This window comes from Hyphomicrobium sp. (assembly GCF_019753045.1).
Taxonomy (GTDB): domain Bacteria; phylum Pseudomonadota; class Alphaproteobacteria; order Rhizobiales; family Hyphomicrobiaceae; genus Hyphomicrobium_B.
In genome coordinates this window covers 12,524-30,262 of the sequence record NZ_JAIELN010000022.1, presented here as the reverse complement: position 1 = coordinate 30,262, position 17,739 = coordinate 12,524, and the positions used below count along the sequence as shown (strand labels likewise).

Sequence of the window (17,739 nt, the reverse complement as noted above, 5' to 3'; positions counted from 1 at the left end):
GCAGGTTAAGTCTTCGAATCGGGGGGCCGAGTTGAAGACTTCGATTGGCTGCGGTGGGAACTAAGAGCCTTAACGACCATAAGAAACGACCGACAAGAACAAGAAAAACTCGAAAAACAACACTACGCATGAGTGTGACGCTGCCGCCGACAGCGCGCATGTGAAATTGGGGGTCGGCGGCACACGGGGGCTATTCCGCGTATGCAGAAATTTAAGATCATCTTGGCGGGACTGCGCCTTGCGTTGGCGCTTGTAGTCCTCTCGCCGGTGGTCGCCATGGGTGACGCCGCCTGGATTTCAGGTGCTGCGTCGGCCCAAAGCGTGATCAAGAACATCGAAGTCGTCGGTAACCGGCGTGTCGAACCTGAAACGGTGCGCTCGTACCTGCAGTTCAGTGCGGGTGACGCATACAGTGCCTCCAAGATCGATGCGTCGATCAAGGCTCTGTTTGGGACGGGCCTCTTCGCCGACGTCTCGATGGACTACAAGGGCTCGACCGTCGTCATCACGGTCAAGGAAAATCCGGTCATCAACCAGGTTGCCTTCGAAGGTAACAGCGAGGTCGACACCAAGACCTTGACTGGTGAAGTCCAGCTGAAGCCGCGCTCCGTCTTCACCCGCGCCAAGGCGCAGGGCGACGTGCAGCGCATTCTGGACGTCTACCGCAGGCAGGGCCGCTTCGCTGCCAGCGTCGAGCCGAAAATCATTCAGCTCGAGCAAGACCGCGTGAACCTCGTCTTCGAAATCGACGAAGGCAACGCGACCAAGGTCAAGGGCATCAACTTCGTGGGCAACCACGCGTTCTCCGATAGCCAGCTGCGCGACGTCATCTCGACGACGCAGGCCGGCTGGTTCGACTTCCTGAAGGGCACGGCGGTCTACGATCCTGACCGCATGAATCTCGATCGCGAGCTCGTTCGTCAGTACTATCTCAAGAACGGCTATCCCGACGCGACCGTCACGGCTGCGAATGCTGAAATCGATCCCGATGGTTCGGGCTTCCTCATCACGTTCGCGATCGACGAAGGCCAGCCCTATACTTTCGGCGCAATCAATGTCGAAAGCTCTTTGCCCGGCATTGACGGCAACGGTCTTTCGAGCGACCTGCTGACGCAAGCTGGCGCCGTCTATGACGCCTCTCAGATCGACAAGACGTCCGAGCGGCTGACGCTCAACATCGCGGATAAGGGCTATGCCTTTGCGCGTGTTCGTCCGCGTCCGATCCCGGATGCCGCGAGCCGCACGATCGCGATCACCTACGTTGTGGACGAAGGCCCGCGAGTTTACATCGAGCGCATCAACATCATCGGCAACTCACGCACCAAAGACTTCGTCATCCGCCGCGAATTCCGTTTGGCTGAAGGCGATGCCTTCAACAGCCTCATGGTCGACCGCGCGAAGAAGCGATTGCAGTCGCTCGGCCTGTTCAAGAACGTCGACGTCAAGCGGCGTCCCGGATCGGCACCCGATCGCGTCGTTCTCGATGTGGTTGTTGAAGAGCAGTCGACAGGCGAACTCTCGTTCGGCGCCGGCTATTCGACGAGTGAAGGCGTGATCGGCGACGTGTCGATCACCGAGCGCAACCTGTTCGGCAACGGCCAGTTCGTTCGACTGAAACTCGCAGGTTCATTCGAGCGTATGCAGGCGGATTTCTCGTTCACCGAGCCGCGCTTCCTGGATCGCAACCTGTCCGCAGGCTTCGATCTCTTCTACAAGCAGCTTAATTACATCCAGCAGTCCGGCTTCCAACAGAAGAAGATGGGCGGTCAGGTCCGTCTTGGCTTCCCGATCGCCGAAAGCCTCTGGATGCAGACGGCGTACTCGATTTCGCGTGACCAAATCTTCAACGTCCAAGACGATGCTTCGCGTGCAATCAAGGAAGCTTGCGGAGACACGAGCACTGATCCGAACCAAGTAAATTGCAGAGACTCCGGCTACTGGACGTCGCTGGTCGGCACCACGATCAGCTACGACAAGCGCAACAATGCGGCGAACCCGAACCGCGGCTATTACATTGAGGTCGCCAACGACTTCGCTGGCCTCGGCGGTGACGCTCAGTACTGGCGCGTCAATGCGGAAGGCCGCTTCTACTACCCGATCGCCGACAAGATCACCTTCGTCGGCCGCGCCATCGGCGGTATGATCCAGGGCTGGGGCGGCGAGGACGTCCGATTGCTCGACGCCTTCTTCAAGGGCGGCGAAACGGTCCGCGGCTTCGACCGCTCAGGCTATGGTCCGCGCGACTTGGGTTCCCAAAACAAAGACGCGCTGGGCGGCCAGAAGTATTGGGCCGCGACCGCCGAAATCCGCTTCCCGATCCCATACGTTCCGGACGATCTCGGCATCAGCGCCGCGGTCTTCGCCGACGCTGGCTCGCTGTGGGACGCGACGGGCGGTGCCAGGAAGGCGCTGGCAGGCACAGGCGATCTTGCTGACAGCGACTCCGTCCGTTCGTCGGTCGGCGGCAGCTTGATGTGGAACTCGCCTGTCGGCCCGCTGCGTATGGACTTCGCGAAGGTCCTGACGAAGCAGGCTTACGACGAAACGCAGTTCTTCCGCTTCGGCGCTCAGACGAAGTTCTAACGTCTGAGCCAAAGGGCCGAGCGACTTGAGTTTTGAAGAGCGGCGTCAAAAGCGCCGCTCTTTTTCATTGAGTTATCACCTAGTTGAATGGGCTATTTTCGTCAGGGTCTTGCCAACATCCCTCGCGTCGTTCATTCAACGCTTCCAACATCGACAGATCTGAAACAGAAGCGGACCGGAGGCGGCGTTATGGAGCATCCCGGATTCTTTGAACGTGCCGGGCCGTATGCACTCTCGGAAGTCGCGGCGGCTGCGGGCGCGGAAATCGCGAACGGCAGAGACCCGGCGGTCAAGATCGATGATGTGCGCCCGCTTTCCGAAGCAGGCCCGAGCCATATTTCCTTCATCGACAACAAGAAGTATCTGTCCCAGCTCGCCGCGACGAAGGCCGGTGCCTGTCTCGTCATTCCGGCAATCATGGACCGCGTTCCGGCCGGAACGACGGCGCTCATTACCAAGCAGCCCTACCATGGCTTTGCCCGCGCCCTAGCGCTGTTCTATCCGGCTGCCATGCAGCCGATGGTGGCGACAGCCGGCGCGCCGCCGATCGATCCGACGGCAGTCCTCGAAGCAGGTGTAATGATCGAGCCTGGCGCCATTATCGGGCCTGAGGCTCAGGTCGGGGCGGGAACGCGAATCGCGGCTGGTGCGGTGGTCGGGGCGCGCGTCACAATCGGTCGCGATTGCTTCATCGGCCCGCTGGCGACCGTGACACATGCGCTCGTCGGCGACCGGGTCATCATCCATTCCGGCGTCCGCATCGGCCAGGATGGCTTCGGCTTCGCCATGGGGCGCACAGGTCACCTGAAAGTGCCGCAGATCGGCCGGGTGATCGTCCAGGACGACGTGGAAATTGGCGCAAATACAACCATAGACAGGGGTGCCCTTAAGGATACGATCATCGGCGAGGGCACGAAAATTGATAATCTGGTCCAGATCGGGCACAACGTGATCATCGGTCGCCATTGCGTGATCGTCTCAATGTGCGGCATCTCGGGCTCGACCGAACTTGGCGACTTTGTCGTCATGGGCGGCCAGTCTGGAACAGTGGGCCACATCAAGATCGGAAGCGGTGCACAAGTCGGCGGGGCCTCGCACCCGACGCACGACGTGCCGCCGGGCGCCCGTTATTTCGGCACTCCGGCAAAGCCACTGCGCGAATCCGCCCGTGAACAGGCCATGATCAAGCGGCTCGTCGCGCGCGATAAAGGCAGCTATGAGGACGGGACGCCGGAGCCTGAAGAAGGCTGACGCCCGGCAGGCTCGATCGATCGAGCATAATTTTTTGGAGCACACGACGATGGAAGGCAAGGCAACGGCGGTCAAAACCCTGGGCACCGCGGATATCAACCGGGTGATGAAGCTCCTGCCGCATCGCTATCCGTTCCTCCTGGTCGATAGGATGTACGACATGGATGCCGACGAGAGCTGCGTCGGCGTCAAGAACGTCACGATCAACGAGCCGTTCTTTCAAGGCCACTTCCCGCAGTTTCCCGTAATGCCGGGCGTGCTCATCATCGAGGGCCTCGCGCAGACGGCAGGCGCTCTCTGCGTTTCGAATGTCGGCCACGACTACAAGGCCGAGCTCGTCTATTTCATGGGCATCGACAACGCCAAGTTTAGGAAGCCCGTGCTGCCGGGCGACCAGCTCCACTACCACGTGCGCAAGATCCGCAATCGTGGCCGCGTCTGGCGCTTCAAGTGCGAAGCGAAGGTCAACGGCAAAACCGTGGCCGAGGCCGAAATCAGCGCCATGCTGGCAGACACCGCCGATGCGCGCGCATTTGCGAGCCAAAATGGCTGAAGTGGAAGTCCATCCGACGGCTGTCGTCGAAGACGGGGCAAAGCTAGCCGCGGGGGTGAAGGTTGGGCCCTTCTGTGTCGTCGGCCGCGAGGTAACGCTCGGCGAGCGCGTCGAACTCGTGAGCCATGTCGTCGTCGCCGGAACGACGGAGATCGGCGCCGGCACACGCATTTTTCCGTTCGCGTCGATCGGCCATCAGCCGCAGGATCTGAAATACAAGGGCGAGCCCTGCTCGCTGACCGTCGGGTCCGACTGCATCATTCGCGAAGGCGTAACGATGAACCCGGGCACCGCTGGCGGCGGCTCGGTGACGAGCGTCGGCAACGGCTGCGCCTTCCTGGCAAACAGCCACGTCGGCCACGATTGCCACGTCGGCAATGGGGTAATCTTTTCCAATAACGTCATGCTTGCGGGCCATTGCAACGTCGGCGATTTCGCGATCATCGGCGGCGGCGCTGCGGTTATTCAGTACGCTCGCGTCGGCCACCACGCCTTCGTCGGCGGCATGTCGGGCCTCGAGAACGATCTCATTCCGTACGGCATGGCGATCGGCAATCGCGCATATCTTTCTGGCCTCAACATCGTCGGCCTGCAGCGGCGCGGTTTCTCCCGCAACGATATTCACGATCTCCGCCGCGCCTACCGGCTGCTGTTCGCCGCTGAAGGCACGCTGGTCGAGCGCATGGAAGACGTCGCGGAAGAGTTCGCGGGCCATGCCTCCGTGCAGGAAATCCTCGCGTTCATCCGCCAGGGCGGCAAGCGATCACTGTGCACGCCGAAGAACGGCGAAGAGAGCTGAAACCGCCCATGGACGGTCCGATGAACCGCATCGGGATCATCGCTGGCGCCGGCTCGCTTCCTCTCGAAGTCGCCCAAAGTGTTACGCGCCGCGGCGGCGAGGTTCACGTCGTCATGGTTGAGGGCGCCGCCGATCCGGCGCTCGGCGCATTTCCACATACGGTCGTCAACTGGGCTCAGCCCGGACGCGCGATGGCAGCGTTTCGGCGGGCTGGCATCAGCGACGCGTTGCTGCTTGGCGCCTACGGGCGGCCATCGTTCGCGACGGCGCGTCCCGATCTCGCTTTTCTGCGTCTCGCGCCGGCAGTGGTGAAGCTTCTGAAGGCCGGCGGCGATGATGCCGTCCTGCGGGGCGTTCTGGCCCAATTCGAAGCGCTCGGCCTCCGCATCGTCGGCGTCGATGAAGTCGCGCCGGAGCTGCTCGTCGGCGACGGCAATCTGACGAAAGCCTCAGCGTCGGCCGAGAACGCCGAAGACATCGCGCGCGGCTTCGATCTCGTCGCCGCACTCGGCCGATACGATATCGGTCAGGCGGTGGTCGTGAGCCGCGGCCGCATCGAAGCAATTGAAGGCGCCGAGGGAACCGATCGGATGCTGAAGCGCGTCGCCGAAGCGCGTCGGGCCCGAGGCGATCGCGAACGTTACGGCGTTCTCGTCAAGCGTCCGAAGCCCGGTCAGGATCTTCGCGTCGATCTACCAGCGATCGGACCGAACACGGTCGCCCAGGCCGACGCAGCCGGGCTTTGCGGCATCGCCGTCATGGCCGATCACGTCCTCGCCGCCAACCGTTCTGAGATGATCGCGCTCGCCGACGAGCGAGGGATATTCGTCCAGGGCATCACGGCCGAGGAAACCAAGCCTGGCTCACGGGAAGCTCAGAAGCACCGCGTCCGCGCCGTCGGCGAACTTCCAGTCAATCCCTCAGCCGAAGCCGATATCGCACGAGCGGGCGGCGTTTTATCGGCGCTCTCATCGTTCGGCCTCAGTTCGGCCGTCGTCATCGACGGCGGACGCATCCTCGCAGTCGGCGCCTCGGAAACACCCACGACCGTCGTCGAACGCGTGCGAACGCTTCGCGGCAGCAATACGCGCCGCCGTGGCGTCCTGGTCGTCGGATCGGATGAGCGGCTCGACGAAGCACTGATCGGTGCGGCTCACAGCGCTCACCTGATCGGCGTAGCGATCACCGGAAACGGCTCGCATCTTGAAAAATCTTCCCCAGTCATTCAGTTGGCAAACAGGTCCGCGATGTTTGTCGCCACTTCAAACCTCGGATCAGGACCGAAGCCCTTGAAAATCTTCCTCGTGGCTGGTGAGCACTCGGGCGACGCGTTGGGCGCCAAGCTGATCGGTGCACTCAAGAAGCAACATTCAGGTCCGATCGACTTCTCGGGCGTCGGCGGAGAGGAAATGGCGGAGCAGGGCTTTCGCTCGCTCTTTCCCATCGAAGACGTGGCAGTCATGGGCCCGCTGTCCATATTGCCGAAGCTTCCGCGCATCATGCGCCGCGTCTATCAGACGGTCGATGCCGCCGTCGCATTCGCGCCTGACCTCGTCGTCATCATCGACAGCCCTGAATTTACGCACCCGATTGCGAAGCGCATCCGGAAGCGTGCGCCGAATATTCCGATCGTCGACTATGTCAGTCCGAGCGTCTGGGCTTGGCGGCCGGGACGCGCGAAGAAAATGCGCCCGTACGTCGATCACGTTTTGGCGCTGCTCCCGTTCGAGCCTGAAGCGCACGCACGCCTCGGCGGCCCGGCATGCACATATGTCGGCCATCCGCTGATCGAGAAGCTCGATGAGATCCAGAATGCCGATGCGACGAGCCTCGCGTCACGCCTTGGAATTGCACAGGATCGACCGGTTCTTCTCGTCCTGCCCGGAAGCCGGACATCAGAGGTCGAGCGTCTGATCGACGTGTTCGGCGAGGCCGTCGCGCGCGTCTCATCCGCCAAGGGTCCGATCGAGGTCGTTATCCCGGCGGTCCGCCACCTCAGAGATCGCATCGCCGAGAAGACGTCTGCATGGACGCCGAAACCGCACATCGTCGACACGGACGATAAATACGCCGCCATGCGCCTCGCACGCGCTGCCCTCGCGGCATCGGGCACCGTAACGCTTGAGCTTGCGCTCGCGGGCACGCCAACGGTCGTTGCCTACAAGGTCGACGCGATCATGTCGAACCTGCGCTTCCTGTTGAAGGTGCCGAGCGTAGTGCTGGCCAACCTCGTGATCGGCAAGAACGTCTATCCCGAATATCTGCAGGAAGCGTGCACGGCCGAAAATCTGGCAAACGCCATCGAGCCGCTTCTTGGCGACACGGACGCACGCTCTGCGCAACTCCATGGACTAAGCCTGGCGCCCGAAAAGCTTCGCCTCGCCGCCTCGAGTCCGAGCGACGCGGCGGCCCAGGTCGTGCTCCAAGTCGTGCTGTCGGTTGTTGCGGATTAAGCGGCCGGGAAATCGCGGCGCGGCGGTCCGATGTAGAGCTGGCGCGGGCGCCCGATGCGCTGCTCCGGATCCTCGATCATTTCCTTCCACTGCGCGATCCATCCGACCGTGCGCGCGACCGCGAACAGCACAGTGAACATATCGACCGGGAAGCCCATCGCCCTGAGCGTGATGCCCGAATAGAAGTCGATGTTCGGATAGAGCTTCTTCTCGATGAAATATTCGTCCTGAAGCGCGATGCGCTCGAGCTCCATCGCGACCTTGAGCAGAGGATCGTCTCCGTGGCCGAGAGCATCGAGCACCTCGTGGCAGGTCTTCTGCATCACCTTGGCGCGCGGATCGTAGTTCTTGTAGACGCGATGGCCAAAGCCCATCAGCCGGAAGCCGGACGACTTGTCCTTGGCGCGCTTCACGAATTCAGGAACGCGATCGACGGTGCCTATTTCCTTCAGCATGTTCAGTGCAGCTTCGTTGGCACCGCCGTGTGCGGGCCCCCAAAGGCAAGCGATACCGGCCGAGATGCACGCGAACGGATTGGCTCCCGACGAGCCCGCCAGACGCACCGTCGAGGTGGAGGCGTTCTGCTCGTGATCGGCGTGCAGGATGAAGATGCGATCCAGCGCCCGCGAGATGATCGGATTGACGATGTAGGGCTCGCACGGAACGGCGAAGCACATCTGCAGGAAATTGGATGTGTAGTCGAGATCGTTGCGCGGATAGATGAAGGGCTGGCCCATCGAATATTTGTAGGCCATTGCCGCCATCGTCGGCATCTTCGCGATCATGCGCTGGCTCGCGACTTCGCGCTGCGCCGGATCGTTGATGTCGGTCGAGTCGTGATAGAACGATGACAGCGCACCGACCGTTCCGACCATGACCGCCATCGGATGCGCGTCACGCCGGTAGCCGGTGAAGAACCGCGTCATCTGCTCGTGAACCATCGTATGGTTCGTAATGGTCTTGCGGAAATTGATGAACTCGGCGTTGGTCGGCAGTTCCCCGTAGAGCAGCAGATAGCAGACCGCCAGGAAGTTGGTATTTTCCGCGAGCTGATCGATCGGATAGCCGCGATAGAGCAGCTCGCCCTTGTCGCCGTCGATGTAGGTGATCGAGCTTTTGCAGTTCGCGGTGGATGTGAAGCCGGGATCGTACGTAAAGCAGCCGGTGTCTTTGTAGAGATTGCCGACGTCGACGACGTCAGGGCCAATCGTGCCAGAGCGCACCGAAAGCTGGACCTGCTTGTTGTCGACGGTCAATGTCGCGTTCGGCTTGGTCCCGCCCTTGGAAGCTTTGTCGTGAATGTTCATGTTCGCCACCTTCGCCCCGGAAGACACTGCCGACGTCTGAAGTTAACTTTCGCATTCCCCGTCGCATAGACCAGGACGTCGGCGGCCCGGAGAACTGTCGGCGGCCTTCAAAAAAGCAGTCGGCTATTGAAGGATTTAACGGATTTTTTGCGGTGCGGCAAGGGATCGTTAAGAGATCGCGATTCCGGATTAACCGGCGGCGTCGCCGATACGGCCGAGGCTTTCGTCGCGGCCAAGCACTTCGAGGACATTGAACACCGGCGGCGAAACCGCCCGTCCGGTGAGCGCCGCCCGAAGCGGTTGCGCGACATTGCCGAGTTTCAACCCCTTTTCCTCGGCGAAGGATTTTACCTTCGCTTCCAAGAAAGCCGCCGACCATTCCTGCTCCGGAACGGCCGAAAGCAGCTTGAGAATCTCGGCGTTCGATGCGCGGCCTTCCGGTCCGAGAAGCTTCGCTGCCTTATCCTCGAGTTTGAGCGGCCGCTCCGCAACGATGAACAGTGCTCCGCCAACGAGTTCCGCGAGAGTCTTCGAGCGCTCTTTAAGAGACGGAATGGCTGCCGTGAATTTTCCCCATCCCTTGGCGGCGAAAAGATCTGCGAGTTCCTTGCCCGTCGAAACCGCGGGAAGCTGGCGCAACACTTCGCGCGCGAGCGCGATGTCGGGGCGTGCCGGCGCTTTCGGATCGGACGGGATTTCCACGAGCGCCTGAAAATTGAGATGAGGCAGCATTCCACGCACGTGCGCTTCGAGTTCCTCGTCCCCTGATGCGCGGATGTAGTGCCCGTTCAGATCGTCGAGCTTCTTGAAGTCGAGCCGTGCCGGGCTCTTGTTGATGCCGTCGATGTCGAACCAGCGAATAAGATCGTCGGTCGAGATGATCTCGTCATCGCCGTGGCTCCAGCCGAGGCGCACGAGATAATTGCGCAGTGCGACCGGCAGGTAGCCCATATCGCGGTATTCTTCGACGCCTTGCGCGCCGTGACGCTTCGAGAGCTTCGCGCCGTCCGCACCGTGAATGAGCGGCACGTGCGCGAATTCCGGAACCGTCCACCCCATGCCCTGATAGATCTGCGTCTGGCGTGCGGCGTTGGTCAAATGGTCGGCGCCGCGGATGACGTGCGTAACCTCCATGTCGTGATCGTCGACGACGACGGCGAGATTGTACGTCGGATTGCCGTCCGACCGGAGAATGATCAGGTCGTCGAGATCCTTGTTCGGAAACGCGACGCGGCCCTGCACGTGATCGTTGACGATCGTCTCGCCCTCGCGCGGCGCCTTGAGGCGGATCGTCGGCTTAACATCCTTCGGTGCATCCTGCGGATCGCGATCCCGCCAGGGCGAAAGGAAGATCTGCGGCCGGCCCTCGGCCTTGGCCTTTTCACGTGCCGCGTCGATCTCGGCGGGCGAGGAATAGCAGTAGTAGGCAGCCCCGCGCTTCAAGAGTTCCTTCGCGACCTCCCGATGCCGGTCGGCCCGCGAAAACTGCGAAACGACATTGCCGTCCCAGTCGAGGCCGAGCCATTTGACGCCGTCGAGGATCGCGGCAACCGCGGCCTCGTTGTTGCGCTCGCGATCGGTATCCTCGATGCGCAGAAGGAACCGTCCACCGTGGCCGCGGGCGTAGAGCCAATTGAAAAGCGCCGTGCGGGCCCCCCCGATATGCAGATACCCAGTAGGAGAGGGGGCAAATCGTACGATGGGCGCACTCGGTGTAGTGGTCACGGACATTGGACCTTTTTGCTCGCCTGCCATTGAGGGAATAAGGTTCCGCTCGTAGCATGTGAGGTGGGACAAGTTAAGAGGGCGGAAATACCGGCCTTCGGCAGCGCGTTGGGCGGGGCATGTCGGTCGAGGCGGCGGGACCGGAATTCGGTCGGGAGGCGGCAAGAGAGATCGGATTTCCGGCGCTCCCCGAGCGCGGGATCAGCCGCGCTGCGCTTCTTTTCGAAGCCGAGCGTGAAAGCTTTTTTCTTTGGGCTCCGGTTTGCCTGGGCGCAGGCATCGCGGCCTACTTCGCATTACCCATCGAGCCAGCAACGATCACCGCGTGCGTGCCGTTCGTGCTGGCGCTCATCTTGCGCCTGACTGTCCGCGGAGGAACGCTCGCTGCAACGATTATGACGGCTTTTGTCTTGGCCGGAGCCGGCTTTGCAATCGCAAAACTGCGCGTCGAAGCGGTGCGTGCGCCGGTTCTCACCAAGGCGCTCCACGGCGTCGAGATCACCGGCACCGTGACGATGGTGGAAGCGAAGATCCCGCGCGGCCAGCGACTCACGATCAAATCGCCGAGCATCGCGGGCCTCTCGCCCGAGCAAACGCCAGCCGTTATTCGTGTGCGCACGATGTCGGCGCGTTCGCCCGCGGCGCCCGGCGACCTCATCCGGATAAAGGCAAACCTGTCGCCGCCCGCGAAACCGCCGCTGCCCGGCGGCTTCGACTACGCCCGCACGGCATGGTTCGATTCCGTCGGCGCCGTTGGTTATGCGTTCGCGGCGCCTCAGATCGAGGGCCAGAGCGATACAGGCACTCTTTCGCAGTGGTACCGCCGCTCGATCGAAAACATTCGCCAAGCAATCGCCGCGCGCATTCGCCAGGCGCTACCGGGAGAGACCGGCGAGATCGCGCTGGCGCTGATCACGGGAGAGCGAGGCGGGATAACCGCAGCGACGAATGACGCCTTCAAGAATTCGGGCCTCTTCCACATCCTGTCGATATCGGGCCTGCATATGGTGATCGCGGCCGGCGCCGTATTCTATTCGGTCCGCTTGTTGCTCGCAGCCATTCCGCTGATTGCGCTGACGATGCCGATCAAGAAAATCGCGGCGGCGCTGGGAATAATAAGCGCGATTGCCTATCTCGCGATCTCCGGCGGACAGTTTGCAACCGTGCGCTCGGCCCTGATGATCCTCATCATATTCGGAGCCGTCCTTCTCGATCGCCCCGCATTGGCGTTGCGAAACGTCGCTCTCGCCGCATTCCTGATCCTCATCGTCTATCCGGAAAGCTTGCTGGACGCCGGCTTTCAGATGTCATTTGCCGCGGTCACGGCCCTGATAGCCTCGCACGAAACGTTGAGTAATTTTCTCGGACGTCAGTCGAGGCCGCACCCGGCCATGAAGGTGCTGAAATTCTTCGGCGAGATCGTCGCCTCGACGCTCATCGCGAGCGTGGCCGTCGCGCCGCTCGCTGCCTATAACTTTCACCAGAGCCAGCAATATGCCGTGCTCGGCAATATGATCGCCATTCCGATCTGCAACATCATCGTCATGCCCTCCGCCCTGCTGGCGATGGTGCTGATGCCGTTCGGACTTGAATGGTTCGGCCTGAAGCCGATGGGCTGGGGCATCGAAGGCATGGCCTGGTGCGCGAACAAGGTCGGCGCGCTGCCCGGCGCCGTCGGGCACCTTCCGGAAATTCCGGCATTCGCGTTCATCCTCATGCTCGCCGGCGGAATTTGGCTTTCGCTTTGGCAAACGCGAATCCGCCTCTTCGGCGTTGCGCTCTGCGTTCTGGGCCTGCTCGGAGCGCCCTTGATGACGCGCCCCGATATCCTCATCGGCCAGAAAGGCCTGATCGCCGTGCGTGATACGTCCGGAAAACTCTCCGCACTGCCGAACAAGGGCGCGAAATACGACCTGGATCGCTGGCTCGAATACGATGGCGACGGCCGGACGGCGCGCGAGGCGCAGTCCGGTGACGCGTTCTCGTGTGACGCGGTCGGCTGCATTGCCCACGTCAAAGGTGCAACCGTTGCAGTCGCCCGGCATCCGGCAGCCGTGACCGACGATTGCCTCAACGCCGATGTGCTGGTGATCAACGATCCGAAGCCCGAAGACTGCGCGGTGCCCGCGACCGTCATCGACGTCTTCGACCGCTGGCGCAACGGCGCCTACGCCCTCTACATCGATCGAAGCGATGATAACCCCGAGCCGCGCGTGCGCCTTGTGACAGTCGCATCCCATCGCGGCGAGCGCCCGTGGAGCGTCATGCCCGAAAGGAAAACACCGGGCGGCCTCCCGAAACCCCGCATCCTGGAGACACCCGGCGCAACGTCACCGGCCGCGACGCCATCGCGGTCAATCGCGGAAGCCGAAGCCGAGCCGCGAACGCTTGCGGAGAGCGATCCGGGCGAGGAGCCGGACTTCGAGACGGAGTTCACGAATGCTCTTCCGGCGGCCGGCGACTCCCCGTAGGGCGCTCTAGCGCCCGGTGTAGATCAGTAGCGCCTGAGAAGCCCCACGAGCCGGCCTTGGATATCGATCTGGTCGGGCCCAAAAATGCGCGTCTTGAATTCTGGGTTGGCCGCTTCGAGCGCAATCGTCGAGCCCTTCTTGCGAAGCCGCTTCAACGTCGCTTCCTCGCCTTCGACGAGCGCAACGATGATGTCCCCGTTCTCGGCGTTATTGCAGCGGCGGATAATGACGGTATCGCCGTCATGGATACCCGCCTCGATCATCGAGTCGCCCTTGACCTCGAGCGCGAAATGCTCGCCGTTCGTTAGGATATCGGGCGGCACGGCGATGTCGTGCGTGTGGTTTTGAATGGCGCTGATCGGCGTACCGGCAGCGATCCGCCCCATGACGGGGATCGACACCGTCCGCGCATCGATGATGTGCGACGGCGGCGGGGGAGAAACGCTCGCCCGTGGCCCGGAGCCCTCGATCACGCTCGGCTGGAAGCCGCCGCGTTGCGGCATGGAGGCGACGGACGCGCCGGAACTGTAACCTGAATTGTGGCCCGCGGGCTGGCCGGCATTAGCCGCAACGTTCTGCCCGCCATTCGGGGCGCCCGTCTGCCCGCCAGTCTGATTGTCCGGCAGCTTGATCACTTCGATCGCCCGCGCCCTGTGCGGCAGGCGGCGGATGAAGCCGCGCTCGACCAGGGCCGTGATCAGGCGGTGAATGCCGGATTTGGACCTCAGATCCAGTGCGTCCTTCATTTCGTCGAAGGAGGGGGGCACGCCGCGTTCCTGCATGCGCGCATGGATGAAGAGCAGGAGGTCTCTCTGTTTCTCGGTAAGCATCGCGTTTCGTCTCAAGCCTTCCGTGGCTGCGCGGGGACCGTGGGCCGAAACGCTGACCACCGATCGGAAACCCGCTGAATGACGGTACAAATCATGTATGTACGCTACACGTTCTTGTCTCGTTCTGCAAGTGCGCCCCGCGTTATCCCCATTCCGCAGCGTCAATGGCAACGCGCGAGTGGCTCGAATGCCTCGCATGGCCATTCGGCTGGATCCAGCCGGCCGAATTGAACGGCACAGCGAATCCAATCTCCGCTGACGAGCAGCAACGGGAGGGAGAACGCGCAATGCAGACGAAGTCGTCCCGGCCGCTCCTGGCGGCAATCGCGGCGCTGGCGCTTTGCGGAGGTGAGGCCCGCGCCGACGGCTGCGACGACATGAAGGCGCTCTGCAAGGAAGCGACGGCGAAGGCTCTGAAATGTACGAAGGAGCAGTCGACCGCCGAGTGCAAGCCGCTGATCGACGTGCGCGACGCGACGTGCACGCAGATCGATCTCGTCTGCAAGCCGGCGGCCCCAGAACCGGAATAGACGCGCCGGAATAGACCGAGCCGGAATAGCCCGCGCCAATTGGGTCGCCCGAATTCCGCCGCGACGCGGCCGCGCAAAAGCACGCGTGCCGTGCGACGGAAACCCGGTCGCCGCCGGTTGAACACCGGACGCGCAGTTGGGGCTATGGGCTGTTTGAGCGGGAATTGTCGGGCCATGCAGGGTTGGTTCTCGCAGATCGTCATAGGCGTCATCGTCACCGTTCTCGGAACGCTCATCGCCAACGCCGTCACCGGCGGCCGCGCCGGACACCATTTCATCCCGAGCTTCCACGCTTCCTCTCGACGCTGATCGCGTAGGTCTCTTTTCCGCCCCCGGGGCCTGCTCCGCGGTGGCCGAGCGTTGGCACCCACAATAAAGAACGACGCAACATCAAGCGCGCACGGCGGCCGGCTCCCCAGAGGGGAGTCGCCGTGCGCAATCAAAAAAGCACGAAGCGGACGGGTTCCGCGGCTGGGTCGTGCAGCAATGAAGTCTCGGAACCGATCCGCTCCGTGACAGACCGAGAACAGGGTCTCGAGCGCGATCACTTTACGTCAGCGGGATGCTCCGCACACAGGCTTCTCACCCTGTGCGAACCGGTCGATCGCCTTGTCCGGAAGCGCGCGTCACGCCCCGGGTCGGGCTGCCCCACCCGAGCCCGGCGCAACGCCTTGCGCACGAGCCCTTTGCCGGATGGGCGAGCCGATTATGTGAGGGGCGGAAAGAGCGGGGATAAGTTTTTTGAGTGGGGGGAATTGGCGGAGCATTCAGTGGACAGGTCCGATCGGTCCTTGACGATGTAAGGAAAAAAACATAGATTCCTGACATAATAAAAGCAGTAGGATAAAGCAAATGACTGGTATTGCTTTGAAAATTATGAATAGAGTCGCGCGGCACGGTCGTGGTGCGCGAGTGTATACAGCCGCGCATTTTCGCGATCTCGGTTCTGAAGGAGCAGTGTGGCAAGCATTGTCGCGGCTTGAGAAGGCAGGAAAATTGCGACGGATTGCACGGGGACTTTACGATTACCCTCGGCACAGCAAGCTTCTCGATACTGCGGTTCCCGCATCGGCAGATGCGGTGGCCGCTGCCTTGGGCGCAGTCGCGAAGGACGATCTCGCTGCCGCGAACGCGCTCGGTGTCACGACCGCGGTGTCAGTGCGGCCGGCATATTTGACGGCGGGTCAAAGTCGTGTGCGAGAGATAGGAAATCGCACGATCGAGCTGAAGCGCGCACCTGCTTGGCTGTTGGATTTCCGGAGAACGGCGGCAATGCCTATTGTGCAGGCGCTTAATTGGCTTGGCGACGATCTTGACGACGACGCAGTGGAGAAGTTACGCAATTCTATGACGCCCAATATTGCGCGTGCTCTAAAAAGCAAGCGGGTTCCTAATAGATTGCGTGAACCCATTAGGGTTCTGACACTTGCGGTGACATGAAAGCTCAAGAGTACTCGCGGTTTGAAAAAATATCGCGACGGGACCGTCGCGATATTTTCGAAATCGTCGCTGAAAAACGCGGACTGCGCTCGGCTTATGTCGAGAAGGATTTTTGGGTCTGTCGCGTTCTCGACATCCTGATGAAAGAGCCTCCGTATCAGCCCAAATGCTATTTCAAGGGTGGGACCTCACTATCTAAGGGATTCGGGCTAATAGATAGATTTTCTGAAGATATCGACATTGTCTTTTCACGGGCCGGATTGGCAATTTCTGGTGATAGCGACCCGACGGATCCGAATAGGAAGATGTCCGCTACACAGCGCAAAAAGCAGCTCGAAGAAGTGAAAACCAAGAGCACTGATCATATGCGAGGGAAGCTGCTCGAAAAGCTCACCAAGGCTTTGCCGAATTGCACAGTAACCTACGAAGAAGCAGAAGGCGCGGTGTTGGTCGCATACGAGACAGCCTGTGACGCCGACGATTATGCGAAACCGAAAATAAAAATTGAAGGCGGGGCGCGTGGCGCACTGGTGCCAATTGTAGAACAGTCGGTGGTTCCATATGTCCAGGACGCATTAACGGGAAAACAAAAATTCGACTTCAGAATCAATAATATTACGATGATTAAGCCTGAACGCACGATGCTTGAAAAATTGGTCGCAATACACGCCTTCAATAGCAAGTGCGCGCACGAAGATGGATCAAAAAGGCCAATGGACGCCAACCGCTATTCTCGTCATTTCTATGATGTGGCACGCATAGCACCGACCAAACACGGCAAAAAAGCTGTCAAAGATGCAGAGCTTTTTGCCCACGTCGTATCGCATTCTGCGATGACCTTCCCAGGAGGCGCTGCACGCTATGACCTTGCCAAGCCTGACACGATTGCAATCGTGCCAACAGAGGCCGTCAAAAAGATGCTGGAAGTAGACTATCAGGCAATGAAGGGCATGATGTTTGGCACTCCGCCGCCATTTTCCGAAATCATGAAGCAGCTCGCAGTTATCGAAGCCTCTTTGAGACAACTTGAAGAGCGGCAGATGGTTTTGAACCTAGTTTAATCACCCCACCAATACCCTCTCTCACCCCAACCCCGCGCACGGCGACTCCCCTCCGGGGAGCCGGCCGCCGTGCGCCAAATAAAAAAGGCAGCTTGCGCCGCCTTTTTCATTCTCGTTTGGGAGGATTGGTAAGTCTGGGGAAAATCAGGATTCGAGTTGCCAGATGCCCGTCGGCAAACGGCAGGCGACGATTTCGGTCTGCTTCGTCGCGTCGAGGCCGGTCAGCGAGACCATCGCATGGCGGCAGACGCTGCCGCGCATGTCCTTGAACGACGAGATGGGTTTGACGATGCCGGAGAGGCGGCCATGCGCGCGGTGCCAGACATAGCTCGAGCCGTCGGCGACCTCCGTCAGGGCGAACTGCACGCTTTCGAGCGCCGCATCTTCGTCATCCTGGTTGAGGGCGACCTTGATGTCCGTGAATTTGGGTGTGTCGGCGGTCGCGCCGGTTTTCGGACAAGCCGCCGCCGCGAGGGCCCGGTCCAGGGGCTGGTCTCCGGCCCAGGCGAACCCGTATGGTACGAAAATCGCCGCAACCAGCGCGAAAGCCGTTGCGCCGGCCGCGGCTAGTGAGAAAAGAGACGCATTTGTGGACATGACGCTACTTTCTTACGCGGACTGAACTCTGTTTCGCCCAACAGGACGATAAGGGTACTCTGCCTAAGTATGGTTAAAAGGTACTGAACACCTGCAGTCGCTGTGTGCTGTAACGGCGCGCCGCGGAAACTAAGATCAA

The 17,739-nt window shown here is 61.2% G+C and carries 14 protein-coding genes and 1 pseudogene; 11 read left to right on the top strand and 4 right to left on the bottom strand.

Going from position 1 to position 17,739, the window contains the following annotated elements; all coding sequences use genetic code 11:
- Positions 1-201 precede the first annotated feature (201 nt).
- The 6 genes and pseudogenes from bamA (at position 202) to lpxB (ending at position 7,639) form a co-directional block, all read left to right on the top strand.
- Positions 202-2,583, top strand: a complete 2,382-nt coding sequence (gene bamA, locus K2Q04_RS20195) for an outer membrane protein assembly factor BamA (protein ID WP_291166922.1) — start codon at positions 202-204, stop codon at positions 2,581-2,583.
- A 189-nt stretch (positions 2,584-2,772) separates the two neighbouring features.
- Positions 2,773-3,834, top strand: a complete 1,062-nt coding sequence (gene lpxD, locus K2Q04_RS20190; protein WP_291166920.1) for a UDP-3-O-(3-hydroxymyristoyl)glucosamine N-acyltransferase — start codon at positions 2,773-2,775, stop codon at positions 3,832-3,834.
- A 49-nt stretch (positions 3,835-3,883) separates the two neighbouring features.
- The gene (gene fabZ / locus K2Q04_RS20185) at positions 3,884-4,387 is read left to right on the top strand and encodes a 3-hydroxyacyl-ACP dehydratase FabZ (RefSeq protein ID WP_291166918.1); all 504 of its coding nucleotides are present in this window, start codon (positions 3,884-3,886) and stop codon (positions 4,385-4,387) included.
- Complete coding sequence (gene lpxA, locus K2Q04_RS20180; RefSeq protein ID WP_291166916.1) at positions 4,380-5,186, top strand: acyl-ACP--UDP-N-acetylglucosamine O-acyltransferase; 807 nt, start codon at positions 4,380-4,382, stop codon at positions 5,184-5,186. The genes fabZ and lpxA overlap by 8 nt, the downstream gene beginning before the upstream one ends.
- An 8-nt stretch (positions 5,187-5,194) precedes the next feature.
- Positions 5,195-6,004, top strand: a pseudogene (gene lpxI / locus K2Q04_RS20175) (UDP-2,3-diacylglucosamine diphosphatase LpxI); the annotation flags it as partial.
- A 429-nt stretch (positions 6,005-6,433) separates the two neighbouring features.
- Positions 6,434-7,639 (top strand): lipid-A-disaccharide synthase, encoded by a 1,206-nt coding sequence (gene lpxB, locus K2Q04_RS20170; RefSeq protein WP_291167034.1) that lies wholly within the window; start codon positions 6,434-6,436, stop codon positions 7,637-7,639.
- Here the strand turns inward: lpxB and gltA are convergent.
- Positions 7,636-8,946 (bottom strand): citrate synthase, encoded by a 1,311-nt coding sequence (gene gltA / locus K2Q04_RS20165; RefSeq protein ID WP_291166914.1) that lies wholly within the window; start codon positions 8,944-8,946, stop codon positions 7,636-7,638. The genes lpxB and gltA overlap by 4 nt on opposite strands.
- Positions 8,947-9,135: 189 nt before the next feature.
- On the bottom strand, positions 9,136-10,677 hold the full coding sequence (gene gltX / locus K2Q04_RS20160; protein ID WP_291166912.1) for a glutamate--tRNA ligase: 1,542 nt from the start codon (positions 10,675-10,677) through the stop codon (positions 9,136-9,138).
- A 113-nt stretch (positions 10,678-10,790) separates the two neighbouring features.
- Here gltX and K2Q04_RS20155 point away from each other — a divergent pair, with 113 nt between their 5' ends.
- Complete coding sequence (locus K2Q04_RS20155) at positions 10,791-13,142, top strand: ComEC/Rec2 family competence protein (protein ID WP_291166910.1); 2,352 nt, start codon at positions 10,791-10,793, stop codon at positions 13,140-13,142.
- A gap of 23 nt (positions 13,143-13,165) precedes the next feature.
- Here the strand turns inward: K2Q04_RS20155 and lexA are convergent, their stop codons facing one another.
- Positions 13,166-13,972 carry a transcriptional repressor LexA gene (gene lexA / locus K2Q04_RS20150; protein ID WP_291166908.1) on the bottom strand — a complete coding sequence of 269 codons (807 nt, stop codon included), beginning with the start codon at positions 13,970-13,972 and terminating at the stop codon, positions 13,166-13,168.
- A 287-nt stretch (positions 13,973-14,259) separates the two neighbouring features.
- On the opposite strand from lexA, the gene K2Q04_RS20145 reads away from it, so the two are divergent.
- The 4 genes from K2Q04_RS20145 to K2Q04_RS20135 all read left to right on the top strand — a co-directional run bounded on the left by K2Q04_RS20145 (position 14,260) and on the right by K2Q04_RS20135 (position 17,003).
- Positions 14,260-14,502: a hypothetical protein gene (locus K2Q04_RS20145; protein ID WP_291166906.1), complete on the top strand. Its 243-nt coding sequence runs from the start codon at positions 14,260-14,262 to the stop codon at positions 14,500-14,502.
- 174 nt (positions 14,503-14,676) lie between these two features.
- Complete coding sequence (locus K2Q04_RS20140; RefSeq protein ID WP_280140547.1) at positions 14,677-14,811, top strand: hypothetical protein; 135 nt, start codon at positions 14,677-14,679, stop codon at positions 14,809-14,811.
- 543 nt (positions 14,812-15,354) lie between these two features.
- The gene (locus K2Q04_RS22275) at positions 15,355-15,942 is read left to right on the top strand and encodes a DUF6088 family protein (RefSeq protein WP_366935776.1); all 588 of its coding nucleotides are present in this window, start codon (positions 15,355-15,357) and stop codon (positions 15,940-15,942) included.
- A complete protein-coding gene (locus tag K2Q04_RS20135; protein ID WP_291166903.1) occupies positions 15,939-17,003 on the top strand; it encodes a nucleotidyl transferase AbiEii/AbiGii toxin family protein in 1,065 nt (354 codons plus the stop codon). Before K2Q04_RS22275 ends, K2Q04_RS20135 begins: the two co-directional genes overlap by 4 nt.
- Positions 17,004-17,147: 144 nt before the next feature.
- Here the strand turns inward: K2Q04_RS20135 and K2Q04_RS20130 are convergent, their stop codons facing one another.
- Complete coding sequence (locus K2Q04_RS20130) at positions 17,148-17,600, bottom strand: hypothetical protein (protein ID WP_291166901.1); 453 nt, start codon at positions 17,598-17,600, stop codon at positions 17,148-17,150.
- Positions 17,601-17,739: the final 139 nt, after the last annotated feature.

Bases quoted from the DNA above. Each gene is read 5' to 3' on its own strand.
- K2Q04_RS20135 (WP_291166903.1), top strand. From the start codon at position 15,939: ATGAAAGCTCAAGAGTACTCGCGGTTTGAAAAAATATCGCGACGGGAC.
- K2Q04_RS20140 (WP_280140547.1), top strand. From the start codon at position 14,677: ATGCAGGGTTGGTTCTCGCAGATCGTCATAGGCGTCATCGTCACCGTT.
- K2Q04_RS20155 (WP_291166910.1), top strand. From the start codon at position 10,791: ATGTCGGTCGAGGCGGCGGGACCGGAATTCGGTCGGGAGGCGGCAAGA.
- gltX (WP_291166912.1), bottom strand. From the start codon at position 10,677: ATGTCCGTGACCACTACACCGAGTGCGCCCATCGTACGATTTGCCCCC.
- lpxD (WP_291166920.1), top strand. From the start codon at position 2,773: ATGGAGCATCCCGGATTCTTTGAACGTGCCGGGCCGTATGCACTCTCG.
- K2Q04_RS20145 (WP_291166906.1), top strand. From the start codon at position 14,260: ATGCAGACGAAGTCGTCCCGGCCGCTCCTGGCGGCAATCGCGGCGCTG.
- lexA (WP_291166908.1), bottom strand. From the start codon at position 13,972: ATGCTTACCGAGAAACAGAGAGACCTCCTGCTCTTCATCCATGCGCGC.
- K2Q04_RS22275 (WP_366935776.1), top strand. From the start codon at position 15,355: ATGACTGGTATTGCTTTGAAAATTATGAATAGAGTCGCGCGGCACGGT.
- fabZ (WP_291166918.1), top strand. From the start codon at position 3,884: ATGGAAGGCAAGGCAACGGCGGTCAAAACCCTGGGCACCGCGGATATC.
- bamA (WP_291166922.1), top strand. From the start codon at position 202: ATGCAGAAATTTAAGATCATCTTGGCGGGACTGCGCCTTGCGTTGGCG.
- lpxB (WP_291167034.1), top strand. From the start codon at position 6,434: ATGTTTGTCGCCACTTCAAACCTCGGATCAGGACCGAAGCCCTTGAAA.
- K2Q04_RS20130 (WP_291166901.1), bottom strand. From the start codon at position 17,600: ATGTCCACAAATGCGTCTCTTTTCTCACTAGCCGCGGCCGGCGCAACG.
- lpxA (WP_291166916.1), top strand. From the start codon at position 4,380: ATGGCTGAAGTGGAAGTCCATCCGACGGCTGTCGTCGAAGACGGGGCA.
- gltA (WP_291166914.1), bottom strand. From the start codon at position 8,946: ATGAACATTCACGACAAAGCTTCCAAGGGCGGGACCAAGCCGAACGCG.